Below are 25,592 nucleotides of genomic sequence, written 5' to 3'. Positions count from 1 at the left end.
AAAAGTGGTTACGTTCCCCACTAGTCTGCATTCTTTTAGCACAGGCTCCGTTGCAGGCACGGCATGGCTGCCTGACGGCAAGGAGAGGACCCTTCTTTTTCATGAGAGACCACGGCCCGCATTTTCCCCACCCCACCAAGGCCCGCCTGCCCCATCGCCGCGTGAAGACCCCGTGCCCCGGCGCGGGGGCGCCCCGGATGTCACCCCTACCGGCACCCCAGCGGGCATCCATGCTCGCACCTATGTGGGCACCTGTGCTGGCAACGGCCCTTGCGGTCGCACCACTGGCCCCTTTCGCAGCCTTTGCCGCCCTCGCGCCCACGCAGGCCTGGGCCGACATACCGGCCGCGGCATCCACCAGCGCTGCTGAAAAGACAGCCCGGCAACCTCCCAAGCCCGCCACCGACCCGGTTACGAACCCCACATCCCTGCTGCCAGCCGACGCGCTGACCCACCACAGCGGCACATTCGGGGGCCACAAGATCGCCTATACCGCCAAGGCGGGAACCCTGATCCTGCGGGACGAGGCAGGTAAACCCACGGCCCATATCTTCTACACCGCCTATACGCAGGACGGCGCGCCCGCAGCCCGCAGGCCCGTGGCCTATTTCTTCAATGGCGGGCCGGGGGCCGCGACCGCCTACCTGCATCTGGGCGCGGCGGGGCCCGAGGTGCTGACTTTTCCCACGGGCAACCCGGCCGACGGCGCGAATGCCACGCTCCAGCCCAACCCCGATAGCTGGCTGGCCGCAGCGGACCTCGTATTCCTGGATGCGCCGGGCACCGGCTGGTCGATCCCCACCGACCCGCAGAAGGCCAGGGACCAGTTCTACGGTGTCAAGCAGGATGCCAAAGCCTTCGCCAAGGCCATCCAGCTCTGGGCCAGCAGCAACGGGCGGCTGGAATCCCCGCGCTACCTGGTGGGCGAAAGCTATGGCGGCCTGCGCGCCATAGAAGTGGCCAACGCCCTGGCCGAAGACCAGAACATTCTGGTGAACGGGCTTGTCATGATCTCGCCCGCACTGGACATGACCCTGCTCGATACCGCCAACGACGTCCTGGCCCAGGCCTTCGTGCTGCCCTCCTTCGAACTGGCGGGGCTCGCCCTGCAACACAAGCTGACGCTTGAAAACGCCCCCACCCACCAGGAGGACGCGTATACCTACGCGCTGGGCCCCTATCTGAGCACGCTGGTCGGCCGGGAGCCCACGGGCGACGCAGCAAACGATTTCTACGACGATGTCACCGCCCGCACCGGCCTGCCGCGTGATGTGGTCGTCCGTGAACGCGGCAGGCTCCAGCCCGAAGCCCATGACGTGCGCAGCCGCGACGGGCGGCTGTATTCGCTGTATGACGCGACCCTGTCCATAGCCGATCCGTTCCCCGAAGGGGTGGACAACGGCGCAAGCCCCGACGCGGTGCTGGACGGCTTTACCCGCGCCTATGGCAGCGCCATGCAGCATTACGCGGCAACCGAGCTGAACTTCCGCACCGAACTCAGCTACAGCCTGCTGAACATGAAGGTGAACACCGCCTGGGATTACCGCGAAGGCGACAACCCCATCGTGCGCCCCATTCCCACCCTGCGCCGCCTGCTGGCCCTGAACCCCACGCTGCGGGTCTTCATCGCCAATGGCTATTACGACCTGGTCTGCCCCTATGCATCGTCACGCTGGGTGGTGGAGCATATTCCCGTCGGGCGTAACCGCATCGGGCTGCATGTCTATCCGGGTGGGCACATGCTCTACACCCGCCCCGACAGCCGCACCGCCATGGCGCAGGACGTCAAGGCGTTCCTGGCCCCCTGATGCCGCCTGCTGCTGCCGCGCCCGTCGGCAGGCAGGAAGGTGAGGTTGCGGGCAGCTTTCAGAGGCTTTGCCCTTGACCCACCAAAGGGCAATCGCCCTTTGGAAACCCGGTTGTTTTCGGAGGTTGTGCTCGAACCCTGGCAACGTTCCCTGGGACATACCGGAAGGTTGCCACGGATCGGCGAAGGTGGGGATCGGGATCAAAAAGGGCACATACGAAAAGGGCGGGGGAGCATCGCTCCCCCGCCCTTTTCTGAACGGCATTGCGTATTCCTGCAGATCAGCGCTTGCTGAACTGGAAGGAACGACGAGCCTTAGCGCGACCGTATTTCTTACGTTCGACCTGACGGGAATCACGCGTCAGGAAGCCGGCAGCCTTGAGAATGCTGCGCAGTTCCGGTTCGTAATAGGTCAGCGCGCGGCTGATCCCGTGGCGCACTGCGCCGGCCTGGCCGGACAGACCGCCACCGGTCACGGTGCAGACCACGTCGAACTGGTTGTAACGATCGGAGACGAGGAAGGGCTGGGTCAGCAGCATGCGCAGCACGGGGCGCGCGAAATACTGCACGACAGGACGGCCGTTGACCGTGATCTCGCCCTTGCCCGGCTTGATCCAGACGCGGGCAACCGCGTCCTTGCGGCGACCCGTGGCATAGGAGCGGCCCTGCGCGTCGCGCTTGGCTTCGTAAACCGGGGCATCGGCGGAAACCACCGGGGCCACGGTCTTCAGATCGGCCAGGGTGCCTGTACGTTCCTGAGTTTCAGACATGGTACTCAGCCCTTCTGCGCGTTAACGACGTTCTTGCGGTTCATGGCCGCAACATCGAGCATCTGTGGATTCTGGCCGCCATGCGGATGTTCGCCACCGGCATAGACATGCAGGTTGCGCATCTGCTGGCGCTGGAGCGGGCCGCGCGTGATCATGCGCTCGACAGCTTTTTCGACCAGGTGACCGGGCTGGTTGCCTTCAAGCCGCTGCCTGACGGTGCGGGTCTTGATACCGCCAGCATAGCCGGTGTGGTAGTGAAACAGCTTCTGCTCGGCCTTGCGGCCGCTCAGCGCCACTTTCTCGGCATTGATGACGACGACATGGTCGCCGCAATCGACATGCGGAGTAAACTGGGGCTTGTGCTTGCCGCGCAGGCGCTGGGCGATGATGACAGCAAGACGACCAAGAGCGAGGCCTTCGGCATCGATCAGGATCCAGTTCTTCGTCACCTCCGCGGGTTTCAGCGAGAGGGTGGTCTTCATGAGACTGATTCCATTTAGGACAGTTACGTAATTGATGGCGCGTTATGCTGCGCGCGATGGTCCCAGTCAAGCACTTTTGCCGTTATGGGCGTTATTTTCTGGCTATTTTTGTCAGGTAACATATTACCGCATCGCCGCTTGCCTGCGCATCGGCCATGCACTAAAGCTTGTACGAAGGCTGAACAGCAGGATCCTCGTGGGTTGAAAAAAAACGTCCTTTTCATGGTGTGCGGCATCGGGCTTCTGGGCGGCATTGGCTGGCTGGGCACGCGCCATGCCGAACATGTCATGCTCGATACCGGGCTTGCCCATTTCAAGGAAGCGCTGGGGCCCGATGCCTCGCTGACCTACGCCAAGGCGCGCCCCGGCCTGCTGGGCCGCAGCCTGGAATTCACGAACCTTGTGTTCCGCCAGGGGCCTGAAACCATAACGGCCGACACGGCCGAACTGACCAAGCCCGACACGAACGAGGACGGTGCTTCGCATATCCGGCACCTGAGCTTTCGCAATTTCCAGTTGGCCGATCCGTCGGGCAGCCTGCGCCTGGACAGGCTGGACATGGACAACGTGATCCTGCCCGCGCGCATGACCGATGGCAGCACCTATGACGGACCCCAGGCCGCGGCCGCGCAGTCCATCAGCATCGGCAAGGCGCAGGCCAGCAGGCTGCATGGGTTTGTCAGCAGCCTGCAATCCGATATTTCCGCGACAACCCTCACCATGACGGATTTCGGCGCGGGCGAGTTCTCACACCTGCAGGCCGATAACGTGGCCCTGGCAACGGACGATGCGGCATCGCGCCATGTCACGGCAAAAACCATTACGGTGGACGGCGTGGACCTGGCGGGGCTGTATCGCAACCTGTCCGACGGTACGCCCTACACCCCCCTGACCGGCGGGCGCGATATCGATATCCGCCAGCTTGCCATCAGCGGCCCCACACCGCTGCTCAGGATCGAGCACCTGCTTTCGCATGCCAACCGCACCGCCACGGCGGAAACCGAAGTTTCCAGCGCGCAGGGGCTGGAACTGTGGCCGAGCATTCCCAACCTGGGCTGGCTGACGCTGCTGGGCTATGACCATTTCCATGGGGCGCTGGTGCTGAACGACACGCATGACCTCAAGACCGGCGGCCTGCATGTGGATGAGCTGAGCCTCGATTCGCCGGACATGGGCCATATGCACCTGCATGGCGATTTTTCGCAGGCCTCCTCCACCTCGGTGCTGACAAGCGCCAGCCCGGATATGCAGGTCATTGCCCTGACCCTGACCTATGTGGACCACGGGCTTGTGCCCAAGGCGTTGCAGGCCATCGCCACCGCACAAGGGACAACGGTGCAGGCTGTTCTGGCCAGCCTGCGCGGCCCGGCCCCGCAGGCGGCAGCCCCGGCCCCGCCACCACCGGCCCCCGAACCGGCAAAAGGGCGCAAGGGGAAGAAAGGCAGGCATGCCGCCCTTCCCGCCCCGCCGCCTGCCGATGTGCCGCAAGCCACCCCCGCCGCGCCGCAGCCCCCTACGGCGCTGGACCATATCGTGGATTTTCTCACCCATCCCGAGAACGGACCGCTTGAGCTGGACGTGCACCCGCCCCAGCCTTTGCCGCTCTTTGGCGTTATCGCAGCCATTGGGGCCGTGGGCACCACACCCGAGATGGCCGAGCGGATCGGGCTGAGTGTCCGCTGATCGTGACACCGCAGGGGGCGGTTCCGCAGCCCCCGTGCATGTCATCGGGGCTTCGGGGCGGTCAGGCCGGGCGATATGCGCAGCCCTTGCGGCCCAAGGCACGCCGGTGGTGGCCGTGGTGCGTAATGCCGCCCGCCTGGCCGCCAACGGACCTGGCACTGGATCTGCTGGCGCGGGCGCCCCCGTCGCGCAGGTGCGGGTGGCGGATCTGACAGGCCCGCAAGCGGCCTTGCAGGCAGCCCTGGCCGATGCGAGCCGGATCATCTGCACGGCCCATGCGCGACATATTCCCGCCGTACTGAAGGCGGCCCCCGCCCATGCCCGCCTGATCGGGCTGGGCAGCACCCGCAAGTTCACCCGCTGGCCCGATGCCCATGGCAACGGGGTTCTGCTGGGGGAACGGGCCTTGCTGGAATCCGGGCGACCGGGCGCCATCTTGCACCCGAGCATGATTTACGGCGCGCAGGGCGAAAACAACGTGCAGCGTCTGGCCGCCCTGCTGCGCTGGCTGCCGGTGGTACCCCTGCCTGGTGGCGGCAGGGCGCTGGTGCAGCCTATCTGGCAGGGTGACGTGACGGCGTGTGTTCTGGCCGCACTGAACGCGCCCTGGTCCGGCCCGCGCTCCATCGTGATCGCGGGGCGGGATGCGGTGTCCTACAAGCAGTTCGTAACGCTGGTCGGCCAGGCCGCCGGGCTGCGGCCCCGGCCGTTTGTCAGCCTGCCCGTAGCCCTGCTGCAACTGGCCGCGCGCGTAACCCCGTTCATCCCTTTCCTGCCCCGGATCGGGGCGGATGAAATACGCCGCCTGATGGAAGACAAGGCGTTCGATATCGCCCCGATGCGCGAGAGCCTGGGCATTACCCCGATCGGGCTGGAAGACGGCCTGGCCCGGACTTTTCAGTCCCGATAGAGCCAGCAAAGTCATAAAAGTTTTTGGTGAAGCTTTTTTCAAAAAGCTTCAGAAAGATGCCGCCTTTTTGAAAAAAGGCGACACCCAAAAACTTTTTATCCTTTTTTGTCAATGCATTGCACTGAACCAGCGGCCACCAGAGCCCGCGCCCCTATTCCCCCTGGGATGCAGGCTTTTTGGCCGCTTCCCCGCCACGCGGGCGTTCGGAGGGCAGCATTTCCCCCGTAACGGCGTAATAGACACGCTCGGCAATGTTGGTGGCGTGGTCTCCGATCCGCTCCAGGTTCTTGGCCACGAACAGCAGATGGATGCACGGGCCGATATTGCGCGGGTCCTCCATCATGTAGGTGACCAGTTCACGGAACATGGTGGTGTAAAGCTCATCCACCGCCGTATCTGCGTTCCAGACTTCCTTGGCGCGCTCGGCGTCGTTCTCGACCATGGCCTCCACCGCGCGGTGCAGGTTTTCCTGCACCAAGCGGCCCATGGCGCGCAAGGCTGAAAAGGACAGCGCGCCGTCGAGCGGTTCCACCTTCAGGGCGCGACGGGCGATGGAAGATGCGTAATCCCCGATCCGCTCCAGGTCGCCGCTCATTTTCAGCACCGCCACGATCTGGCGCAGATCCACCGCCATGGGCGCGCGCAGGGCCAGGATACGGATGGCAAGCTGTTCGGCTTCGCGTTCCAGCGTGTCCACCTCGGGGTCCAGCATCGGGGGTTCGCGTGCGGCGTCCTCGTTCTGGTCCACCACGGCGGCGACGGCTTGGGCGGTCTGGCGTTCCACCAGCCCGCCCATGCGGGCGACAATGCCGCGCAGGCTTTCCAGTTCCTGGTCGTAACGGGTAATGGTGTGTGCGGGTTCGTTGCCCATGGCGCTGCCTTTCCTGGCTGGTCCGAGACGGTGACGATGCTTAGCCAAACCGGCCTGTAATATAGTCCTGCGTCTGCTTTTCCTTGGGGGCGGTGAACATGCGCGGGGTGCTGTCCACTTCCACCAGGCGGCCCATGTAGAAGAACGCCACCTGATCGGCGCAGCGGGCGGCCTGCTGCATGTTGTGGGTGACGATGGCGATGGTGAATTCGGTTTTCAGCTCGTCGAGCAGTTCCTCGATCCGGGCGGTGGAAACCGGGTCGAGCGCACTTGTGGGTTCGTCGAGCAAAATCACTTCCGGCCGCACGGCAATGGTGCGGGCAATGCACAGGCGCTGCTGCTGCCCGCCCGAAAGGGCCGTGGCCGAGCTGTTCAGCCGGTCCTGGACCTCCGCCCACAGGGCGACGCGACGCAAGGCGTCCTCTACCCGGCCATCCATTTCCGAGCGGGAGACACGTTCATGCAGCCGGATGCCAAACGCGATGTTGTCGTAGATCGACATGGGAAAAGGCGTGGGCTTCTGGAACACCATGCCCACGCGTGAACGCAGCACGTTCACATCTATGCCCGGGGCCAGGATATTCTGGTTGTCGAAGATCACCTCCCCCGTGGCGCGCTGGCCGGGGTAGAGGTCGTACATCCGGTTGAGCACGCGCAGCAGGGTGGACTTGCCGCAGCCCGAAGGCCCGATCATGCCCGTGACACTGCGCGCGGGAAAAGCGAGCGAGATATCGTGCAGCGCGTGCGACGTGCCGTAATAGAAATTCAGGTCCCGCACGGCGATCGCGGTCGGCGCCTGGCGGTCCGCAGGGGTCATCAGGCTGTCGGGGGCGGTGCTGGCCATGGCTCTGTTTCCACCTTCGGTCAGGGCTGGGCCGGGGGCGGCCTGGGTTGTCGGTCCGGTCTGGACCCCGGTGTTCTGGACGCTTGGGTTCATGTCCGTCCTCCACGGGTTCCCACCCGTACCACGATATTGATAATCAGCACGCCCACGGTCACCAGCAGCGCGCCGGTCCAGGCCTGCTGCATCCAGTCCTGGTAGGCGGACCCGGCATATTGGTAGATCGCCACGGGCAGGCTGGCCATGGGCCGCCCCATGTCGAGCGACCATTCGGAATTGCCAAGCGATGTGAACAGAAGGGGCGCTGTCTCCCCCGCCACGCGGGCCACCGCAAGCAGGATTCCGGTCATGACCCCGCCGCGCGCGGCCCGCAGGCAGATGAACAGGATAACCCGCCATTTGGGGGCACCCAGCGCAATTGCCGCCTCACGCATGGCCACGGGGACAAGGCGCAGCATGTCCTCCGTCGTGCGGACCACGATCGGCATGGCCAGGATCGCCAGCGCCACCGCCCCGGCAAGGCCGGAAAAATGGCCCAGTGTCGCCACCAGCACCATGTAGATGAACAGCCCGACCAGGATCGAAGGAGCCGAAAGCAGCATGTCCGAGACAAAGCGCACGGCCTGGGCCAGCGGGCTGGTGCGGCCATATTCGGCCAGGTAGATCCCTGTCAGCAGCCCCGCCGGTGCGCCCAGCAGGATGGCAAGCCCGGTCTGCAGGATACTGCCCACAATGGCATTGGCCAGCCCGCCATCCTGCCCCGGGGGGGCCATGGACCGGGTGAACAGGTGCAGGCTCAGCCCGCCGACACCGTTGCTGAGCAGGGACCACAGGATGGAGCCCAGCATGCATACCACGACAATCATGGCGAGCCAGCTCAGCGCTGTGGCCAGCCGGTCCATCATGCGCCGACGTAGCAGAAGGGCCGCCGAGCGGTCCGCCCGCATGAGGGAGGGGGAGGAGGAAGAGGTCATGCCGAACGCCCCGCCTTGTCGCCCCGGGCCAGCAGCCAGCGCGAGAACCAGAGGGTTATGAACGAAATCGCCATGAGAATGGCCCCAAGGGCGAGAAGGGATGCCAGCTTGAGACTGCCTGCCGGGCTTTCAGGAAATTCCAGCGCGATGAGCGAGGCAATGGTGTTGGCCGGGGCGAACAGCGACCAGCCGATATGGTTGCTGTCCCCGATCACGAAGGTGACGGCCATGGTCTCGCCCATGGCGCGGCCCATGCCCAGCACCACGGCACCCACCATGCCCTGGCGGGACCACGGCAGCACCACGTTGCGCATGACCTCCCACCGTGTGGCCCCCAGGCCGAAGCCGCTTTCGCGCAGCACGGTGGGCATGGACGCGAACACGTCACGCATGACCGCGGTAATGGAGGGCGTGATCATGACCGCAAGGATGAAGGCCGCCGTCAGCAGGCCGGTGCCAAAGGGGGCCCCCGCCACCAGGGCCGAAAGCCCGGGCACGTGGCCGAACAGGTGCCGCGCCGTGGGCTGGACGTAATGCGCCACCAGAGGCACGATCACGAAAAACCCCCACATGCCGAAAATGATCGAAGGCACGGCCGCCAGAAGCTGCACGGCCATGCCAATGGCGGATGCGGCAGCCGGGGGAGCCAGCGCGGTCAGCCAGAACGCCGTGCCGAATGCCAGCGGCACGGCAAGCAACAGGGCCAAAGCGGTGCTGACAAGCGTGCCGAACACAGGGGCCGCAGCCCCGAAATGCTGGGTGACGGGATTCCAGACATCGGAAATGAGAAAACCCGGCCCGAAAGTGGCAAAGGCGCGCCAGCCGCCACGGGCCATGACGGCGATAATCGCCCCCATGATCACCAGCACACCGATGCCGGTGGCACTCGCCAGGATCCGGAAAGCCGGATCGCCTGTTCGGTTACGGGCCACCAGCGGGCCTTCTTGCGTTGCGGGCAGCGTCTGCCTTGCGGAAACGTCCATCTGTTCTCCGTTGCCGGACTCTCAGCCGGATGCCGAGCAATAATAAAGCCCTGCCGCTCCTGCAACACAAACGGCTCGCAAAGAAGGAGTTTAGACCCGAATATCATCAAACTGTAGCACTTCAGCCGGCCGCGTGCGCCGTGGCTACGGGGGCTTTGCCCCCCGAGCGGCCAGAGATGCGAGCGGAGATATGACCCCGGGTGCGACCAAGGGTGGGGGCCCGAGGGGGGCCATGTGCAATCCTGACCTGACAGCCGCCGTATTGTGGCGTAGTGTGCACGCCCAATATAACAAAGGGCCCCGCCCGACCGGACACCCCGGCCCCAGTCCCGCACCCCTTCATTGCCCGGTGCCCAACAAAGCAGAGAGACCCGTATGCCCGCCTACCGATCCCGCACAACAACCCATGGGCGCAACATGGCAGGTGCTCGCAGCCTGTGGCGCGCGACCGGCCTGAAGGATTCCGATTTCGGCAAGCCCATTATCGCGGTCGCCAATTCGTTCACCCAGTTCGTGCCCGGGCATGTGCATCTCAAGGACATGGGCCAGCTTGTCTGCAAGGCCATCGAGGAAGCCGGCGGCATCGGGCGGGAATTCAATACCATCGCGGTGGATGACGGCATTGCCATGGGGCATGGCGGCATGCTGTACAGCCTGCCCTCGCGCGAGCTGATCGCCGATGCGGTGGAATATATGTGCAACGCCCACTGCGCGGATGCGCTGGTCTGCATCAGCAACTGCGACAAGATCACCCCGGGCATGCTGATGGCGGCCATGCGGCTGAACATTCCCACCATTTTCGTTTCCGGCGGGCCGATGGAAGCCGGGCGTGTCACGCTGGCCGATATCGAACAGCGCGTGGACCTTGTCACCTCCATGGTGGCAGCCGCCAGTGCGTCCGTAAGCGATGCCGATTCCCTGAGCATCGAACGTTCCGCCTGCCCCACCTGCGGGTCCTGCTCGGGCATGTTCACCGCCAATTCCATGAACTGCCTGACCGAAGCGCTGGGCCTGTCCCTGCCGGGTAATGGCAGCCTGGTGGCCACCCATTCCGCCCGGCGCGGCCTGTTCGTGGAAGCGGGCCGCCGCATTGTGGACCTGGCCCGCCGCTATTACGAAATGGACGACCCCACCGCCCTGCCCCGCAGCATCGCCACCATGAAGGCGTTTGAAAACGCCATGACGGTCGATATCGCCATGGGCGGGTCCACCAACACGGTGCTGCATCTGCTGGCCGCCGCCTATGAAGGCGAAGTGCCGTTCAGCATGCGCGATATCGACGGCCTGTCGCGCAAGGTGCCGCATCTGTGCAAGGTTTCGCCCTCCCGCCCCGATGTGCATATGGAAGACGTGCATCGCGCAGGCGGGGTGCCCGCCATCATGGGTGAACTGGACCGGCTTGGCCTGCTGCACCATGACGTGTCGATGGTGCATGCCAAAAGCCTGCCCGAAGCGCTGGCGCAATGGGATATCCGCCGCCCCGGCGCTACCCCCAACGCCCATGCGCAGGAATTCTTTCGCGCATCCCCCGGCGGTGTGCGCACGACGGAGGCGTTTTCGCAGTCCAGCCAGTACCTTTCCCTGGATACGGACGCGCAGTACGGCGCCATCCGCGATGGCGACAACGCCTACAGCCAGGATGGCGGGCTGGCCGTGCTGTACGGCAACGTGGCCGAGGATGGGGCGATCGTCAAAACCGCCGGTGTTTCGGACGGGCAGGAAATTTTCAGCGGTCCGGCCCGGATCTTCGAAAGCCAGGAAGCCGCGGTGGCAGCCATTCTGGGGGATGAGATCAAGGCGGGCGACGTGGTCGTGATCCGGTATGAAGGCCCGCGTGGTGGCCCCGGCATGCAGGAAATGCTGTACCCGACCAGCTACCTGAAATCCAAGGGCCTGGCGTCGAAATGCGCGCTGATTACCGATGGCCGGTTCTCGGGCGGGAGTGCGGGTCTTTCCATCGGCCATATCTCCCCCGAAGCGGCCGAAGGCGGGACCATCGGGCTGGTGGAGGAAGGCGATATCATCGACATCGATATTCCCGACCGCCGCCTGAGCGTTGCCGTGTCCGATGCCGAAATGGCGGCCCGCCGCCAGCGCATGGATGAACTGGGCGAAAAGGCCTGGAAACCCAAGCGCGAGCGTGTGGTGTCCAACGCGCTGAAGGCCTATGCGGCCCTGACCACCAGTGCCGCGCGGGGTGCGGTGCGCGACGTAAGCCAGATCCCCCACCGCGTGGCACGCTGATCAAAGACAGCCTTCGGGCCCGGCGGCAGGGACACACCCTGGCTGCCGGGCCTGAGAATGCCCTGGCTTGCCAGGGGCCGGCAGATTGCCCTGCCTTGAAGGCTGGTTCAAACAGCCATCGATCATAAAAGTTCGGGACTGATAAAAGTTCGGGTGTCGCCTTTTTTCAAAAAGGCGACGTTCCCTGAAGCTTTTGGCAAAAGCTTCACCAAAAACCTTTCTCGGTTCAGCCGATATTTCTTGAATAGGCTTTAAAACATTTTCTGCCCGTTGGGGACCGGCCGTTCGGGCTGGAGCAGCACGATCGCGCCGTTCTCATCCGCAACGCCAAGGGTCAGCACTTCGGATATGAACGGCCCGATCTGCCGCGGGCCGAGATTGACCGCGCACATGACCTGCCGCCCCACCAGGTCCTGGGGCGTGTAAAGTGCCGTGATCTGCGCACTGGAACGCTTGACCCCGATTTCATCCCCCAGATCGATGCTCAGCTTCCATGCAGGCTTGCGCGCCTTGGGAAAAGGCTCGGCCGCCAGCACGGTGCCCACCCGGATATCGACCTGAGTGAAGTGATGATACGCAGACTCCGATGTCATGATGGCTGTTTTCCTCCGTATTGAAGCCCGTCAAAAAAGATCGCCCTGCCCGGCGGCATGGTCACGTGTTCCATGGGCGCGCACGCAGGCCAGCAGGCTGAGCATGACGCAGCAGAACGCCAGGCTTTCCAGCACGGTCGGCAGCCGCTGTTCCCACACGAAACCATACAGCAGCGCGAACAGGGTTTCGAACAGGACCATATGCCCGGCCAGTGTCAGGGGCAAAAGCTGGCTCATGCGGTTCCACAGCGCCGTGCCACCGATGGAGGCCAGAACCGCAACCCCCGCGCAGACCAGCCCGAACCGCCACCACAGGGGCGCGGAATGCGCCACGCGATCAAGGCCGAACGCCACAGGGGCCAGCACCAGCGCCTGGGCCGCCGTGACAAGGCCCATCAGCAGGCTCCAGTCCATGGGGCCGATCTGATCGAGGAGCGCCATGGCCCGGGCGTTGCCCACCGCAAAACCCGCCCAGCACAAAAGGGCCGCCAGCGCGCAGGCCAGCCCGCCAAGCGGGGCCGGGGCCATGGCTGACGCCGGTATGGCCATGGCCTGCCACGCAATGCAGGCAGCGCCCGCCACACATAAAGCCATGCCGGGCAGTAACCGGGTCAGGGAAATATGCCCGCCACGACTGCCGATGCAGGCGACCACGACGGGCAGAAAACCGGTCACGAGGGATGTCATGGCCACGCCGCCATAACGCACCGCACTGCACAGCAGCACGTAATACGCCGTATTGCCCGCAAGGGAGAGCCAGCCCAGCCGCCACCAGTCGGCCTGTGCGATATGGCGGCTGATACGGCCCCACCGGGGGGCTATCAGCACCAGCGCGAACAGGCCGTAAAAAAGATAACGCCCGGATGCCAGTTCCATGGGGGTAAAGGGCCCGATCAGCTCGGGGGCCAGAAAAATCACGCCCCATAGCGCCCCCGCGCCCATGCCGCAGGCAATCCCTTCGCCCAGTTGCCGGGTTCCCAATCGCGGTGTTGCCACATCATGCGTGTTCATACCGCATGTCTATGAAACGAAGGGGCTGCTCCGTCTTGTCGGGGGGTCTTGTGGTTTTGTCTCCAACTCGCGCCACAATCGCCTGTAGGCACCGGGTGGCAGGCCCGTCTCGTGCCGTATGGCGCGCGTCATGCCAGCCTGGTCGGCATAGCCCGCGCGGCAGGCTATGTCCGCCAGTGGCAGGGTTGTCGTCTCCAGCCATGTGCGGGCCCACGCACAGCGGCGCTGCACCAGCCATGCCCGGGGGGTCGTTCCCAGTTCGTGCTGAAACAGGACATGCACCCGGCTGGCACTGACCCCCAGTGTGCGCGCCATGGCGGCAATGGTCCAATGGGCGGCGGGGTTTGCATCGATCCGCGCCAGCAGGGTCGCCAGCCGCCCGCCGGGCAGGCTGTCGCCCGGGGCCAGTTCGGCCAGCAGCAGACTTTTCCATTGTGCGAGCATAAGGGCCGATGGCTGCCTGTGCCGCAGGCTGAGCGCCATGTAGGAAACAAATGCGCTCGCCCCCGGTGGAAGCGAAAAGAAACGTTGCCCGGCAAGATTTTCCGCCAGAGCAGGGCTGATTTCGGCGGAGTCCAGTTCAAGCACGAGGGAACAGTTCCCCCCGCGCGCTTCCTGCGCATGGGCCGCCCCCGCCCCCACATAGGCGGCCTGGCTTTCGGTCAGGCAGGCCTGGCGGCCCGCCACTTCCAGGCATAACGCCCCCTGCACGGGTACGACGATCTGCACGAACTCATGCGTATGGCTGGCGTGACCCACACCATAATGCCGCAGACTGACAGGAGAGGCGTGGATCATGATCGGGTTATCTACCGCTGGGCCCATGGCCAGCCTGCCCCACGGGCCCACCCGTTGGGCAGGCAAGGCCGGGGCCAGGCTGCCCGGCCGACTTACTGGCCGGCTGGCGCGGCAGAGACCACATCCCCCGCAGGCACGGCCAGTTGCGGGGTTGCCGCCTGCGGCTGGGGCACGACCTTGCTGGTAATGACATAGGAGATGGATTCCATACGGGTGATATCCACCACGTCGCCCACCTTCAGGGTTGCCAGGAAATCCTGCATGGCCTGGGTGCGCAGCACGGTCACGTGCAGGCTGCCGTCATCGGTGACGAAGGAGAGCGTGTGCGTTTTCAGGTCGATGGTCTTGACCGTCGCGCGCTCACGGTTGAAGGCGGCGATAACCCCGCGCGGATGCCCATGCACGAAGCCGCGAGCCGTGGTCAGCGTGGATTCAGGCATAGGGCTGCCGGGAGGGGCGATCTGCGCGCCCAGCGTTTCCACATAGCTGATGCGCAGGTGGTCGCCCTCATGCATGTGGGGCAGGTCCTTGACGGCCGATCCGTATTCGACGGTCAGCAGGTGACCGTTATCTTCACGCAGCAGAATTTCTCGCGCGTCGCGATCCACCGTTTCGACAACAGCGCCAGCCTGCTGGTTCTTCAGCAGAACTGAAGCCTGGGCATGTGCCGCAGACGGCAGCGCGACCAGGGCCGCAGTGCCCAGGCCGAACAGGGCGAACGCGCATCTCGCCACCATCACCGTGGCGTGAGAGGAAAAACGTGAGGCAGGAGATTGCAACGGTCTCTATCCTTTCCTTCATCAGGCCCAGGCAGACCGGATCAGGCAAAGGCAGGCCGCGTTCCTAAAAGGGCGACCGGGGCCGGGCTATCCGAAACATCTGCTCACAGGGCCAGCGGCGCCAAGCCGCGTAAGGCCACCCTAACACAGGAGCGGGAAAAACGTTATCCGTCGCAGCCATAATTGCGCGCACCCTCCCCAAGCGGGTTCATGCCCCAAAAACAAGACCCCGTCCGGCCAGGCCTGACGGGGTCTCGATATGTCCTGACGCGCAAGCCCAAGGGGGATCACCCCCTGGCCCGCGCGGGGTCCATGCTCAGGCGCAGCACTTCTTCTTGCGGAAGAAGAAGAACGCGGCTGCGGCCAGGCCAACCAGCAGCAGGCCGCGCACGCAGGGGGATTTGGGACATTTTACGGGGCAATTCGCCATTTCGAAGCATCCTTGAAACTCATGGGCCACCCGACCAGGGCCGGGCGATCGCATCATCCTAGCGCATCCGTGCCCCCACGTCATGCCATCTGGCCCACGGGTGTGGAAAACCCGCATGACGACCAGAGCGCATCGGCCGCACAAGACGCATCAAAAGCCCCGTTTCCAGGCCGGGAACGTCCTGCCAGGCCCAGCCGACCGCCTTGCGACGCAGGCCCCGAACCCGGCATGGGCAGGTGGGATCATACCTGCCCTGCGCTTGCACCTATGGGCGGTGTGTCCGCTCAGGGGATCAGGATCGTGCTGCCGGTCGTCTGGCCCGATTCCAGCGCCTGATGGGCCTGGGCTGCATCCTTGAGCGCGAAACGCTGGCCGATGCTGGGCCGCAGAACGCCGGCCACAAGCAGGCCGAACAGTTCGTGGGCGGCACTTTCCAGGTCCGCGCGGGCGGCAACATAGGTCATCATGGTCGGGCGGGTCAGGTACAGGCTGCCATGGGTGGCAAGCGTGCCGACATCGACCCCCGTGACCGGACCCGACGCATTGCCGTAACTGACCATAAGCCCGCGTGGGGCCAGGCAGGACAGGCTGGCCTCGAACGTGTCGCGACCGATGCTGTCATAGACCACGGGCACCATCCTGCCCCCCGTCAGTTCGCGGATGCGTTCGGGCAGGTTGTCCCGACCCACCACCACGTCAGCAGCACCGCAGGCCCGCGCGATTTCGGCTTTTTTCTCGGACGAGGTCACGCCAATGACCCGGGCCCCCAGATGCTTGCCCCACTGGCACAAAAACTGGCCAACACCGCCTGCCGGCGCGTAGACAAGAATGCTCTCACCCGCACGCACCTCATGCACCCGGCGCAGCAGCATATGGGCCGAAAGCCCGCGCAGCATGACCGCCGCCGCCACATCGGTGGGCACGCCATCGGGCAGCACCACCAGCCTGTCGGCCGCGATCACGCGGTAACGCGCATAAGCCCCCAGCACGCCCGCATAGGCCACCCGGTCCCCGACCTTGAGGGTCGTGACACCCGGCCCCACGGCCTCGACCACACCGGCCCCTTCCATGCCGGGAATGCCCGGCATGGAGGGAAATTTGTAAAGGCCCGCGCGAAAATACGTGTCGATGAAATTCACGCCTATGGCATCCTGCCGCAGCAGAACCTGCCCTTCCCCCGGCTGGGCTACGGGTACGCTCTCGACCTGAAGCACCTCCGGCCCACCGGTCCGATGAATTCGCACCACGCTATCTGACTGCGCTACCATAACTGTTCCTTCCTGCCTCTGTCCGCCGGTCATCTTCTGGGCGGCGTTCTCCTAATTTATCGCCGGGCCGTTGTTCTTGTAGCCGGTATCCCTGTCTCTGCGACCCATATCGCCCACCTTGCCCCTGCCCGATGCCAGCAGTCCGTCAGGTGGGATCTGGGGCCGGACGTTCGGTGTCGTCATCGCCCAGCAGGCCGATCAACTGCTTGAGGTCGGCAAGCAGAATACCCACGAGGAAACGAATGGTCGGGTCCCCGGTTGCGCTGAGCGATGGCAGGGCCGAAATCACCCCCGCGGCCACACGGCGGTCTTCCCCCGTGCGGGCCACGGCCTCGCTTTCGCAGCGTTCTATGATCCAGCCGAAACCGCGCTGCATGCCCGCGCGGATGGTCGCCACCTCCTGCGGGTCTATGGCCACCGCCCCGTCGGGCAGGCTGAGCAGGGCGCGGGCCACCACCAAGGCGTCGATCTGCAACTGGCGCAGCCCCTGCGGCAGGCGGGCCAGCATGGGGTCGCGCGCCTCGAGCGGGCGCCAGTGTTCGCGCCGGGCTTCCTCCAACGCGGCCTGCACCTTGCGCAGGGAGGCCGCGCAATCGTCGTTCATGTCCTGGATCTGGGGCCAGCCCACATCGCGCGAGCGGGCTTTTTGCAGCATGTCCACGATCTGGCGCACGGTCTGGGCCGCACTGCGGAACGCATCGCGCCGGGCCTGTTCGTGCAGCACCACATAGGTGACCACGGTGGAAACCCCCACCCCGATCAGAATGGCCAGCACCCGCTCGACCGGTTGCAGATACGGGCTGTTATTGGTGGGGAAGAGAATGGCGATCATCAGCGTCACCACCCCCATGCGGGCCTCCGGCTTCCAGGACACCAGCACGGCCAGCGGCACGAAAGCCAGGGTGAAGGCGATCCATAACGGCCAGTGCAGCACCGCGATCAGCGTAATGGGCACGATACTGACGGACGCCCCGATCAACGTGCCGACAAGCTGGTCCCGCCCCTTGGAAATGGTGTCGGTAATGCTGTTCTGCGTGACGATGACAGAAGTGATCAGCGCCCAGCCCGGTTCCTGCAAGTTGATAAGCCAGGCGACGAAGGCCGCAAGCCCCACGGCGCTGAGCAGGCGCACGGTCTGGCGCACGGTCGTATCCGCCCGCCAGCGCGCGAAAAGGGATGCCATGTTCCGCATGGGTTCAGCCGCCCCTTGCAAAAAAGAGGTGGCTCTTGTCCTGCGGGGGGCCGGAGCGGCATTCAGCCCGGGGCGTGCGCGTCGGGCGGCCTGGGGCCAGGAGCGGGATCAGGGCGTGTCATCCCCGTTCAGCGGCAGGGGCACCCAGCGCAGGCCGTCGGCATCATGCACCAGCAGCAGCACGGAGCGTTTCTTGTCCTTGCGGGCCGCTTCTATGCGCTGCTTCAACGCCGCGGGGGTGTTGACCTCGGCCTGCTGGACCTCGGTAATCACATCCCCTTCCTTCAACCCGCGATCGGCCGCCACGCCGTCATCATGCACGGCGGTGACCACGACCCCCTTCTGCCCGGGGGAAAGCCCGTATTTCTGCCGGGCCGGGGCGTCCAGCGCGCTGACGGAAAAACCGAAATCGGCAAAGCTCAGCGAATTGGCGCCCTTGTGGTCGGGCACCGGCTTGGGGGTGGGGTCGTCCTCCGTTTCGGGCAGGGCGGCGATGGTTATGGGCGTATCCAGCGTCTTGCCTTTGCGCCACAGCCCCAGATGGGCCTGCCCGCCCACGGGCAGTTGCGCGGAAAGGCGCGGCAGGGCCCGGCCATCCACCGGCTTGCCATTGAGCGAGAGAATGACGTCCCCCGTCTTCAGCCCGGCCTTGGCGGCGGGACCGTCCTTTTCCACCCCGGCCACCAGCGCGCCACTGGCCGAAGGCAGGCTGAGCCCGTCGGCAATATCCTGCGTGACGTTCTGGATACGCACACCCAGCCACCCGCGCGAGACCTTGCCGCTCTTGCGCAACTGCTCGACCACGCCGCGCGCCTCGTCCGAGGGAATGGAAAAGCCGATACCCACCGACCCGCCGGAGGGCGAGTAAATGGCCGTGTTCACGCCTATGACATTGCCGTCCATGTCAAAAAGCGGGCCGCCGGAATTGCCCTTGTTGATGGGGGCATCGGTCTGGATGAAGTCATCATACGGGCCCTGGTCGATATTGCGCCCGCGTGAGGAGATAATACCCGCCGTGACCGTGCCCGACAGGCCGAACGGATTGCCGATGGCCAGCACCCAGTCCCCCACGCGGCGGTGGTCGCTGTCCCCGAAGGAGACGAACGGCAGGGGTTTCTTGCTCTCGACCTTCAGCAGGGCCAGATCCGTTCGGTCGTCATGGCCGATGGCGCGCGCCGTCAGCACCGTGTTGTCCTGCAAGGTGACCGTGATCCGGTCCGCGCGGTGGATCACGTGGTTATTGGTCACGATATAGCCCGCGGGGTCGATAATGAAGCCGGACCCCAGGGCCTGCATGCGCCGCGGCGGGGCGTTGGGATCGGTCTGGCGGTTCATGAAATCATGAAAGAATTTCTCGAACGGGGAACCGCGCGGAAAATCCGGCAGTTGCGGCTGCTGGTCGTCATCATCGTCATCATCCGACGAATCCCCCCGCACCGTCTGGGTGGTGGAGACATTGACCACGGCAGGCAGCAGGCGGGCAGCCAGGTCGGCAAAGCTGTCGGGCACGGGACGCGCCCCCGATACCGCTATGGCCGGGGCGGGTGCCGCGGGCGGGGCAGCGCCATTCGGGGCGGGGTTCTGCGCCCATGCCGGAGCGCACAGGCTGGCCCCCATCAACAGGCCGGAAAGGGAGACGGTACCGAACAGACGAACAGACAAGGGCATGGGCACGCGGACTTTCAGGCGGAAACGGATAAAAAACGAATAGCGGAAAATGTTAGGCCATTCCTTCAGCCCGCAGCAAGACCAAGGCACCTGCCGCGACCCCGGCCCACGCTTTGGGGTGGGGTATGGGGCGAAGCGGCAAAGGCCCGCTACGGTGCGGCTTACACCGCGGGCGCACCGGGCGTGCGCGGTGCCCGCACGCGGACATTGCGCCGCCTGTCCAGCCAGAAAGCCACGCTGAACAGAATGGCCAGCCCCACGACATTGACCCCCACCTGCAAAAGCCAGCTTTCCCCGAAGGTGCTGAAAATCAGCCGGGCATACAGGTCCAGCACGGTGCCCACCACGAACACCTCCAGCGAATGGCGGCCGACACAGGCCAGGGCCTGCCCGATCCCCGACTCCGCCGACCAGCGACGCGCCGCGACCGAGGACTGCACCAGGTAGAAAATGGCCACCACATCGAGCAGGCGCAGGGGCGACAGCCAGGTCTTGGCGGGGGCCACGGCATCGCCAAAGGGGCGCAGGTCGGGCAGGCCCCACAACACCCAGGGGAAAGCCTGCAAGGCCGAAAACCCCAGATACCCCCAGCACAGAACCACCAGCCAGGTGCGATGGGGAAAATTGCCGCCATGGCGCTGCGCCTCGGCCGATGCACTCAGCCCCAGGGCGAACAGGAACTGCCAGGCCAGCGGGTTGAAATACCAGCCATCGGGGTCCAGCCAGTTGGGGAAGTTCAGGGCCGGGTCCAGGTTGACCAGCAGCCACAACGCCCCGGCCAGCAGCAGGGCAAGCGAATGCTGTGCGCGCACCAGCAGGTAAAAGACGGGGAACCCCGCCAGCAGCACGATATAGAGGGGCAGGATATTCAGGTTGCTGGGCAGCGCGTCGAACATCATCACCCGCCAGACCCAGCTCATGCCGTGGGCCAGTTCGGGTTCGAGATAATCGACCGAAACGGGGGTGAAATGCCGCCAGATGCGGATGGTGAACACATAGACCGCGACCATGATCGTCTGGCCGATGTAAAGCTGCACGCAGCGCCGGAACAGCCGCTTGAGCGTAACCACCACGCCGTATTTTTCGAACCCGCGCCCGTAAGCCAGCCAGGAGGCATAACCCGCCAGCAGCACGAACACTTCCGCCGCATCTGCAAAGCCCACATTGCGCATGGTAAAGCGGTTCAGCAGGTCCTGGGGAATATGGTCTATGAACATCATCAGCAGGGCGACACCGCGCAGGGCGTCTATGCGGTGATCGCGCCCCTTGGCCGCCAGCGCCTGCGCCGTGGCCGCAAGCCCCCCGCGCAGGCTGCCACCCGCACCCCTGTCGCGGGGCGCGGTCGTGGCCTGCCTGTCCTGTTTGTGCGCCGTCATGACCCTGCCCGGCATATCGGACCGTATTTCCTTCTTACCATACCAACCAGATACGCACCCCCCGCCCCTGCCCCCCGCCTGAACAGCGGGGCGGCATGTGCTGCCAGGTTCTTTCAGGCCTGACAGCGCGGCCCGCACTCAATCAGGGCATACGCTGTGCGTGTCCAGCGCTGAACGCCTTTCACCAGCCCCTTTGCCGCCGCGTTTCGAAACAGGCTCTAAGTCCCGGCGACTCCGGATGCAACATTTCTCGCACCCCATCACGGCATAGCTATGGCGCGTAATCCCGCCATTCGGCCCCCCAGGCATGCGGCCCCTGAAATCTTCCCCCGCCTGCTGCGGGTCAGATTACGCAGGCCGAAGGGTGGCCTGCCATTGGTCGTTCCTTCCATAATGATCGCGCAACATTTGCGCCAGTGCGGGAGCGATCGGCCCGGTGCCTGCAATCGCGCGCGCGCAATCCGCCATAACCTTCGCCTTCCTGATATGGGCGGGGGACAATGCATGCGCCATAGCGGTCCGGAGCGGTGGGAGCCCGGGTGTCGCGCGGTGGGTTGCGTGATGTTTCCTCACGGCGTTTTGTGCCATCGTACCGGACTGCTCCCGCGTTGTCGGGATCGGGAAAGCCCCGCTCAACCGGCTGGCGCTCCCTTATCAATGCCACGCCTCGAACACGATGGGCCGTTGCCCTCCCCCGCATCGGGCGGTAACACCCTGCCCACGCGGCCCCACAGCATGCAGGACCAATACCCTTGGCGCACGACCTCCCCTTTTCTTCCGATGACATCACCCAGGCCCTGCACCGGGCCCGTGACCCGCGCACCGGGCTTTCTCTGGCGCAGGAAGGGACAATCCAGGCCTGCACGCTGGATGGCGGCAGGCTGGTGCTGACACTGGCTGTCCCGCGGGAGAGCGCGCAGGCCCTGGCCGCCCTGTGCCCCGACGCCGCCCGCCAGGTCGAAACGCTGCCCGGGGTGAAGAGTGCGAGCATTGTCCTGACCGCCCACCGCCCCGCTGGGGCCCCCGCCAGCGCGCCGCCGCCCGGTGGTGCGCCGGGTGGCGCGGGAAGTGCCGCAAGGGGTGGCGCAGGCAATGCGGGCGGAGGGCACCGGCCCTTGGGTGGCACAGCCCAGCAGGGGCCGATCCTGGCCGGGGTGAAAACCGTCATTGCCGTGGCGTCGGGCAAGGGTGGGGTCGGCAAGTCCACCACCGCGGTCAACCTGGCGGTGGGGCTGGGCATGGAAGGGCTGAAAACCGGCCTGATGGACGCCGATATCCACGGCCCGTCGCTGCACCGCATGCTGGGCGCGAACGCAAGGCCGGATGTGGTGGATGGCGTGCTTCAGCCCGTGGCGGCCTGGGGCATTACCGCCATGTCCCTTGGCATGCTGGTGGATGAAAAAGCCGCCATGATCTGGCGTGGTCCCATGGTCATGGGCGCGGTCAACCAGCTTCTGGGCGATGTGAACTGGGGTACGCTGGACGTGCTGGTGGTGGACCTGCCCCCCGGCACGGGGGATGCGCAACTGACCCTGACACAGAAAGTGCCGCTGGCCGGCGCCGTGATCGTGTCCACCCCGCAGGATATCGCCCTGATCGATGCGCGCCGAGCGGTCAGCATGTTCGAAAAGCTCCAGATCCCCGTTCTGGGGCTGGTGGAGAACATGTCCTATTTCTGCTGCCCGAACTGCGGCCACAATACCGAACTGTTCGGCCATGGCGGCGCGCGGCAGGAAGCGCAGACGCTGGGCGTGCCCTTCCTGGGGGAGGTTCCGCTACTGGCCGATATCCGCGCCAGTGGCGATGCCGGGGTGCCGGTGGTGATCGGCGCGCCCGAAAGCGAAGGGGGCAAGGCCTGGCGGCGCATTGCCCATACCGTAGCCCAGGCCGTGCGCGCGATGCACCGGGCCTGAAAACACGCCCCGGGTCCGCGCGGGACCCCCCGTGCGGGCAACGGCACGGACCGGTGGCGCAGGCTATTTGCGACTGCCTGCCCTGGAAGAATTCCTGCCCGCTCCAGCTTTGCCCGCCCCGCCCTTGTTGGGCCCGGATTTTTGCCCACCTTGCGTGAAGTAAACCTTGCAGGCCGGGCTGAGCTGGTCGCGCTTGCGTTCCATGCAGCGGGTAATTTTTTCCTCGTTCGGAATGGCCAGCGTGCACAGCCGCACCGCATCCCCCCGGCAGGCCTGGGTCTGCCGCTCGCGTTCCGTCTGGGCATGGGCAGGCCCCACGGGGCCCAACCCGCAGGCTGCCAGACCGACCACCACGCAAACGGCTGCCCGCACAGTCCGCCACGTCATTCCCCGGGCAGAACCAGCCGGAATAAGCGCGCGGGCCTGCCACCGCGAACCAGACATGCCGCGCGCTGAAAGCCCGAACGCCGTGCCCGGCAGGCAGGCCCGAAGACGGGACCATGGAGCAGGACGCGGTGCGGTGTGGCAGGCGGCATCGGGGCTGGACTTCCCGGCTTGGCGCCCCGCCCCCACCGCGCTTGTGCGGTGCCGGGGCAGCATGGCTGGCCGGAAGAAAACACTGATGGGTGCGGAATTCAGGGGCATGGGCATGGGCTCCTCCGACTATGCGAGAGTGCCGGAGATGAACCAGCACCCCATGGGAGACTAACCGCCCACCCCTTTATAACGCCATAACGCTGCGCGAAGACGCAACGCCCGGGGCAAAAAAGCCGGAAAACCGTGGGAACACGGGTCGGGCCCCCGCGTGCCCCATGCGCCACGCGGTTTCAGCCCTTCAGGGTCGCCATCATCTCGTCCCATTCGCGGCGCGACAGGCCCGATGCGGGCTGTTCCACCACCTCGCCCGCCAGCATGCGGCGCAGGACCGAAAGCATGGTGGCCGAGAACGTGACGGCACCGCGCCGGTATTCCTCGAACGCGGCCGCCGTCTGCGGCACCCAGGCATGCAGGATTTTCAGCATTTCCTCGGCATAGACGCGAATTTCGTACTGGGCGTGCGGGTCTATGCGCAGGGCCAGGAAGTGCATGAGATTATGCAGGTCGGTCTTCCAGTACCACTGGGTATAGGTGTTCAGCGTCAGGTTGATGCGCGCAAGCTCGCGCGCCAGGCCAAAGCCCTGATCGGCATCGAGCATGCGTTCGTAATCGCGATAGGTGCGCATGGCGTCATCACGCAGGATATCCAGCACCTCGGCCGCCTGCTGCGGGGCCAGGACATCGCCCCGCCCCTGGCGGTTCACCTCGCTCTGCACGGCCATGTGTTCGGGTGCGGGCAGGTAGAATTCCCGGTCGAGAATCGAATAGCGGGCGGAATATTCGTTCACGCTGGCCATGCGATGGCGAATCCACTGCCGGGCGATGAAAATGGGCAGTTTGACGTGGAACTTGATCTCACACATCTCGAACGGCGAGGAATGGCGATGCCGCATGAGATAGCGGATCAGCCCCGCATCTTCCGACACCTTGCGCGTGCCCCGGCCGTAGGAAACACGGGCCGCCTGCACAATGGCGGCGTCATCGCCCATGTAATCGATCACCCGCAGGAAACCGTGGTCCAGCACCTCGAGCGGCTGGTACAAAAGTGTCTCCAGCGCGGGCACGGTGGGCCTGCGGGTGGGCTGGGTGTCTTGCGCGTGCGCGGCAATTTCCGCGCGTTGGTCTTCGGTCAGGGACATGCGCGGGGCCTCCACCATGCTGGGCTGCAACAAAGCGCGCCCGGGCCGGCTCAGACCGGGGCGCGCCGGGCGCTTGTACAGGCTAGCCCAGCGGGATAAAAGGGGCAAAAGCCCCGTGCGTGCTTGCATTGGGCCCAAGGGGTGCCTATGTTTCGGGTGCCGGAAGATTTCTTGCGGCTATGGCAATAAACGGGGTGTGGCATAGGCGTAGTGGACCCGGGGGCGGTACCCGGCGTCTCCACCATGTATCCGGGCAGGTATGCTCCGGATCGCAGGGGACGAAACAGGCTCGACACGCGCAGTAAAGACACTTTTTTTGCTCGGCATTGTACCACCGATATCGGGCTATTTTCACAAGTGCCAATGATAACTCTGAGGTGCTCGCTGTCGCTGCATAAGCGATAAGCGCGGTTCGGGAGGGCACCGGGCAACAGAAGCCCTCCCACCTCTTGCAACACTTCCAGCCTATGGCCGTCTGCGCGGCAGGGTCCTGCCCCACCACCGGGCGGGAGAGCGTTGTTGCGGCCGGCCTGCGCGGCATTGCCCGGGCCATTTTTCTCCATCGCCTGTTTTTTTCGGCCCGTGTCCCGGTTTTTTGGCCCGGGGCTGGCGTCTGGCGGCACCTGAACGGTCGCGGCAGGGGCCGGGATATGGTAAAAGGAGCGCTCGGGCGGGTTGCACTGGCCCCACCTTTCGCGCATGGCTGATGGCCACGCAGCCAGGGCCGGCCCAGCGGGCACCCGGCATGACCAGGACCAGCAAGAAGACCATAACGGGAGACCAGCATGGCTGATGACCATGACCACACCAGCGGGGATGAGACATTCCCGTCCACCAGCCTGTTGCCCTATGACCACTGGCTGGACGACGCCTATCGCGGCGTGATGCTGAGCGCACTCGAACATGTGAGCCGTGAAGGGCTTGCAGGAGAGCACCATTTCTATCTGACATTCCTGACGGACTTCCCGGGGGTGGATATTCCCTCTCGGCTCCGCGCCCAGTACCCGCATGAAATGACCATCGTGCTGCAACACCAGTTCTGGGACCTGAAGGTGGACCGCGCGGCAGGCACTGTCTCCGTCGGCCTGTCCTTCGGGGGTGTTGGCTCGATCCTGGTCATTCCCGTGCGGGCCATTACGGGGTTCGCGGACCCGTCCATCCGCTTCAGCCTGCAGTTCGAGGCAGGCGAGCCGGAAGAGGACGCAGCCTCCCAGGTTGTCAGCCTTGACGCGTTCCGCAGGAAAGGACCATCACCAGCCTGAC

At 65.2% G+C, this 25,592-nt stretch carries 22 protein-coding genes and 1 other RNA gene; 7 read left to right on the top strand and 16 right to left on the bottom strand.

Going from position 1 to position 25,592, the window contains the following annotated elements:
• Positions 1–242 precede the first annotated feature (242 nt).
• On the top strand, positions 243–1,808 hold the full coding sequence (locus tag J2D77_RS06120; protein ID WP_407927092.1) for a S10 family peptidase: 1,566 nt from the start codon (positions 243–245) through the stop codon (positions 1,806–1,808).
• Between the two features lie 280 nt (positions 1,809–2,088).
• On the opposite strand, the gene rpsI is transcribed toward J2D77_RS06120, so the two are convergent.
• Positions 2,089–2,577, bottom strand: a complete 489-nt coding sequence (rpsI, locus tag J2D77_RS06115) for a 30S ribosomal protein S9 (RefSeq protein WP_207845393.1) — start codon at positions 2,575–2,577, stop codon at positions 2,089–2,091.
• A 5-nt stretch (positions 2,578–2,582) separates the two neighbouring features.
• Positions 2,583–3,059, bottom strand: coding sequence for a 50S ribosomal protein L13 (rplM, locus tag J2D77_RS06110; RefSeq protein ID WP_207845392.1), 477 nt, complete (start codon positions 3,057–3,059; stop codon positions 2,583–2,585).
• Between the two features lie 201 nt (positions 3,060–3,260).
• Between rplM and J2D77_RS06105 the strand changes: the two genes are divergently transcribed.
• Both J2D77_RS06105 and J2D77_RS06100 read left to right on the top strand, forming a co-directional pair.
• Positions 3,261–4,742: a hypothetical protein gene (locus J2D77_RS06105; RefSeq protein WP_207845391.1), complete on the top strand. Its 1,482-nt coding sequence runs from the start codon at positions 3,261–3,263 to the stop codon at positions 4,740–4,742.
• Complete coding sequence (locus tag J2D77_RS06100) at positions 4,732–5,652, top strand: SDR family oxidoreductase (RefSeq protein ID WP_207845390.1); 921 nt, start codon at positions 4,732–4,734, stop codon at positions 5,650–5,652. Before J2D77_RS06105 ends, J2D77_RS06100 begins: the two co-directional genes overlap by 11 nt.
• A gap of 151 nt (positions 5,653–5,803) precedes the next feature.
• Here J2D77_RS06100 and phoU read toward each other — a convergent pair whose 3' ends face one another.
• From phoU to pstC, 4 genes are all read right to left on the bottom strand, one after another.
• Complete coding sequence (phoU, locus tag J2D77_RS06095) at positions 5,804–6,523, bottom strand: phosphate signaling complex protein PhoU (protein WP_207845389.1); 720 nt, start codon at positions 6,521–6,523, stop codon at positions 5,804–5,806.
• A gap of 40 nt (positions 6,524–6,563) precedes the next feature.
• Positions 6,564–7,340, bottom strand: coding sequence for a phosphate ABC transporter ATP-binding protein PstB (gene pstB, locus J2D77_RS06090; RefSeq protein ID WP_207845673.1), 777 nt, complete (start codon positions 7,338–7,340; stop codon positions 6,564–6,566).
• A gap of 116 nt (positions 7,341–7,456) precedes the next feature.
• A complete protein-coding gene (gene pstA, locus J2D77_RS06085; protein WP_207845388.1) occupies positions 7,457–8,338 on the bottom strand; it encodes a phosphate ABC transporter permease PstA in 882 nt (293 codons plus the stop codon).
• Positions 8,335–9,321, bottom strand: a complete 987-nt coding sequence (gene pstC, locus J2D77_RS06080) for a phosphate ABC transporter permease subunit PstC (RefSeq protein WP_207845387.1) — start codon at positions 9,319–9,321, stop codon at positions 8,335–8,337. Before pstC ends, pstA begins: the two co-directional genes overlap by 4 nt.
• A gap of 375 nt (positions 9,322–9,696) precedes the next feature.
• Here pstC and ilvD point away from each other — a divergent pair, with 375 nt between their 5' ends.
• Positions 9,697–11,565 (top strand): dihydroxy-acid dehydratase, encoded by a 1,869-nt coding sequence (ilvD, locus tag J2D77_RS06075; protein WP_207845386.1) that lies wholly within the window; start codon positions 9,697–9,699, stop codon positions 11,563–11,565.
• A gap of 251 nt (positions 11,566–11,816) precedes the next feature.
• Here ilvD and J2D77_RS06070 read toward each other — a convergent pair whose 3' ends face one another.
• The 8 genes from J2D77_RS06070 to J2D77_RS06035 form a co-directional block, all read right to left on the bottom strand.
• Positions 11,817–12,158 (bottom strand): tRNA-binding protein, encoded by a 342-nt coding sequence (locus J2D77_RS06070; protein WP_207845385.1) that lies wholly within the window; start codon positions 12,156–12,158, stop codon positions 11,817–11,819.
• A gap of 30 nt (positions 12,159–12,188) precedes the next feature.
• Complete coding sequence (locus tag J2D77_RS06065; RefSeq protein WP_207845384.1) at positions 12,189–13,169, bottom strand: DMT family transporter; 981 nt, start codon at positions 13,167–13,169, stop codon at positions 12,189–12,191.
• Between the two features lie 9 nt (positions 13,170–13,178).
• A complete protein-coding gene (locus tag J2D77_RS06060) occupies positions 13,179–13,994 on the bottom strand; it encodes a helix-turn-helix transcriptional regulator (RefSeq protein ID WP_207845383.1) in 816 nt (271 codons plus the stop codon).
• 65 nt (positions 13,995–14,059) lie between these two features.
• Positions 14,060–14,746, bottom strand: coding sequence for a hypothetical protein (locus J2D77_RS06055; RefSeq protein WP_230975545.1), 687 nt, complete (start codon positions 14,744–14,746; stop codon positions 14,060–14,062).
• Between the two features lie 714 nt (positions 14,747–15,460).
• Positions 15,461–16,444, bottom strand: coding sequence for a quinone oxidoreductase family protein (locus J2D77_RS06050; RefSeq protein WP_207845382.1), 984 nt, complete (start codon positions 16,442–16,444; stop codon positions 15,461–15,463).
• A 145-nt stretch (positions 16,445–16,589) separates the two neighbouring features.
• Positions 16,590–17,627 carry an FUSC family protein gene (locus J2D77_RS06045; protein WP_207845381.1) on the bottom strand — a complete coding sequence of 346 codons (1,038 nt, stop codon included), beginning with the start codon at positions 17,625–17,627 and terminating at the stop codon, positions 16,590–16,592.
• 117 nt (positions 17,628–17,744) lie between these two features.
• Positions 17,745–19,304 (bottom strand): DegQ family serine endoprotease, encoded by a 1,560-nt coding sequence (locus tag J2D77_RS06040; RefSeq protein WP_207845380.1) that lies wholly within the window; start codon positions 19,302–19,304, stop codon positions 17,745–17,747.
• Positions 19,305–19,465: 161 nt separating this feature from the next.
• Positions 19,466–20,680: an OpgC family protein gene (locus J2D77_RS06035; RefSeq protein WP_207845379.1), complete on the bottom strand. Its 1,215-nt coding sequence runs from the start codon at positions 20,678–20,680 to the stop codon at positions 19,466–19,468.
• A 752-nt stretch (positions 20,681–21,432) separates the two neighbouring features.
• Here J2D77_RS06035 and J2D77_RS06030 point away from each other — a divergent pair.
• Positions 21,433–22,593 carry an Mrp/NBP35 family ATP-binding protein gene (locus J2D77_RS06030; RefSeq protein WP_207845378.1) on the top strand — a complete coding sequence of 387 codons (1,161 nt, stop codon included), beginning with the start codon at positions 21,433–21,435 and terminating at the stop codon, positions 22,591–22,593.
• Between the two features lie 63 nt (positions 22,594–22,656).
• On the opposite strand, the gene J2D77_RS06025 is transcribed toward J2D77_RS06030, so the two are convergent.
• The gene (locus J2D77_RS06025; protein WP_230975611.1) at positions 22,657–22,980 is read right to left on the bottom strand and encodes a hypothetical protein; all 324 of its coding nucleotides are present in this window, start codon (positions 22,978–22,980) and stop codon (positions 22,657–22,659) included.
• Between the two features lie 440 nt (positions 22,981–23,420).
• Positions 23,421–24,329 (bottom strand): FAD-dependent thymidylate synthase, encoded by a 909-nt coding sequence (gene thyX, locus J2D77_RS06020; protein WP_207845377.1) that lies wholly within the window; start codon positions 24,327–24,329, stop codon positions 23,421–23,423.
• 119 nt (positions 24,330–24,448) lie between these two features.
• Between thyX and ssrA the strand changes: the two genes are divergently transcribed.
• Positions 24,449–24,774, top strand: a transfer-messenger RNA (tmRNA) gene (ssrA, locus tag J2D77_RS06015).
• A 340-nt stretch (positions 24,775–25,114) separates the two neighbouring features.
• Positions 25,115–25,591 (top strand): SspB family protein, encoded by a 477-nt coding sequence (locus tag J2D77_RS06010; RefSeq protein ID WP_207845376.1) that lies wholly within the window; start codon positions 25,115–25,117, stop codon positions 25,589–25,591.
• Position 25,592 lies beyond the last annotated feature (1 nt).

Source organism: Acetobacter garciniae (assembly GCF_017377735.1).
In the GTDB taxonomy this organism is placed as follows: domain Bacteria; phylum Pseudomonadota; class Alphaproteobacteria; order Acetobacterales; family Acetobacteraceae; genus Acetobacter; species Acetobacter garciniae.
Note: the sequence above shows the minus strand (reverse complement) of the source record. Positions and strands in the feature narration are given on the sequence as shown.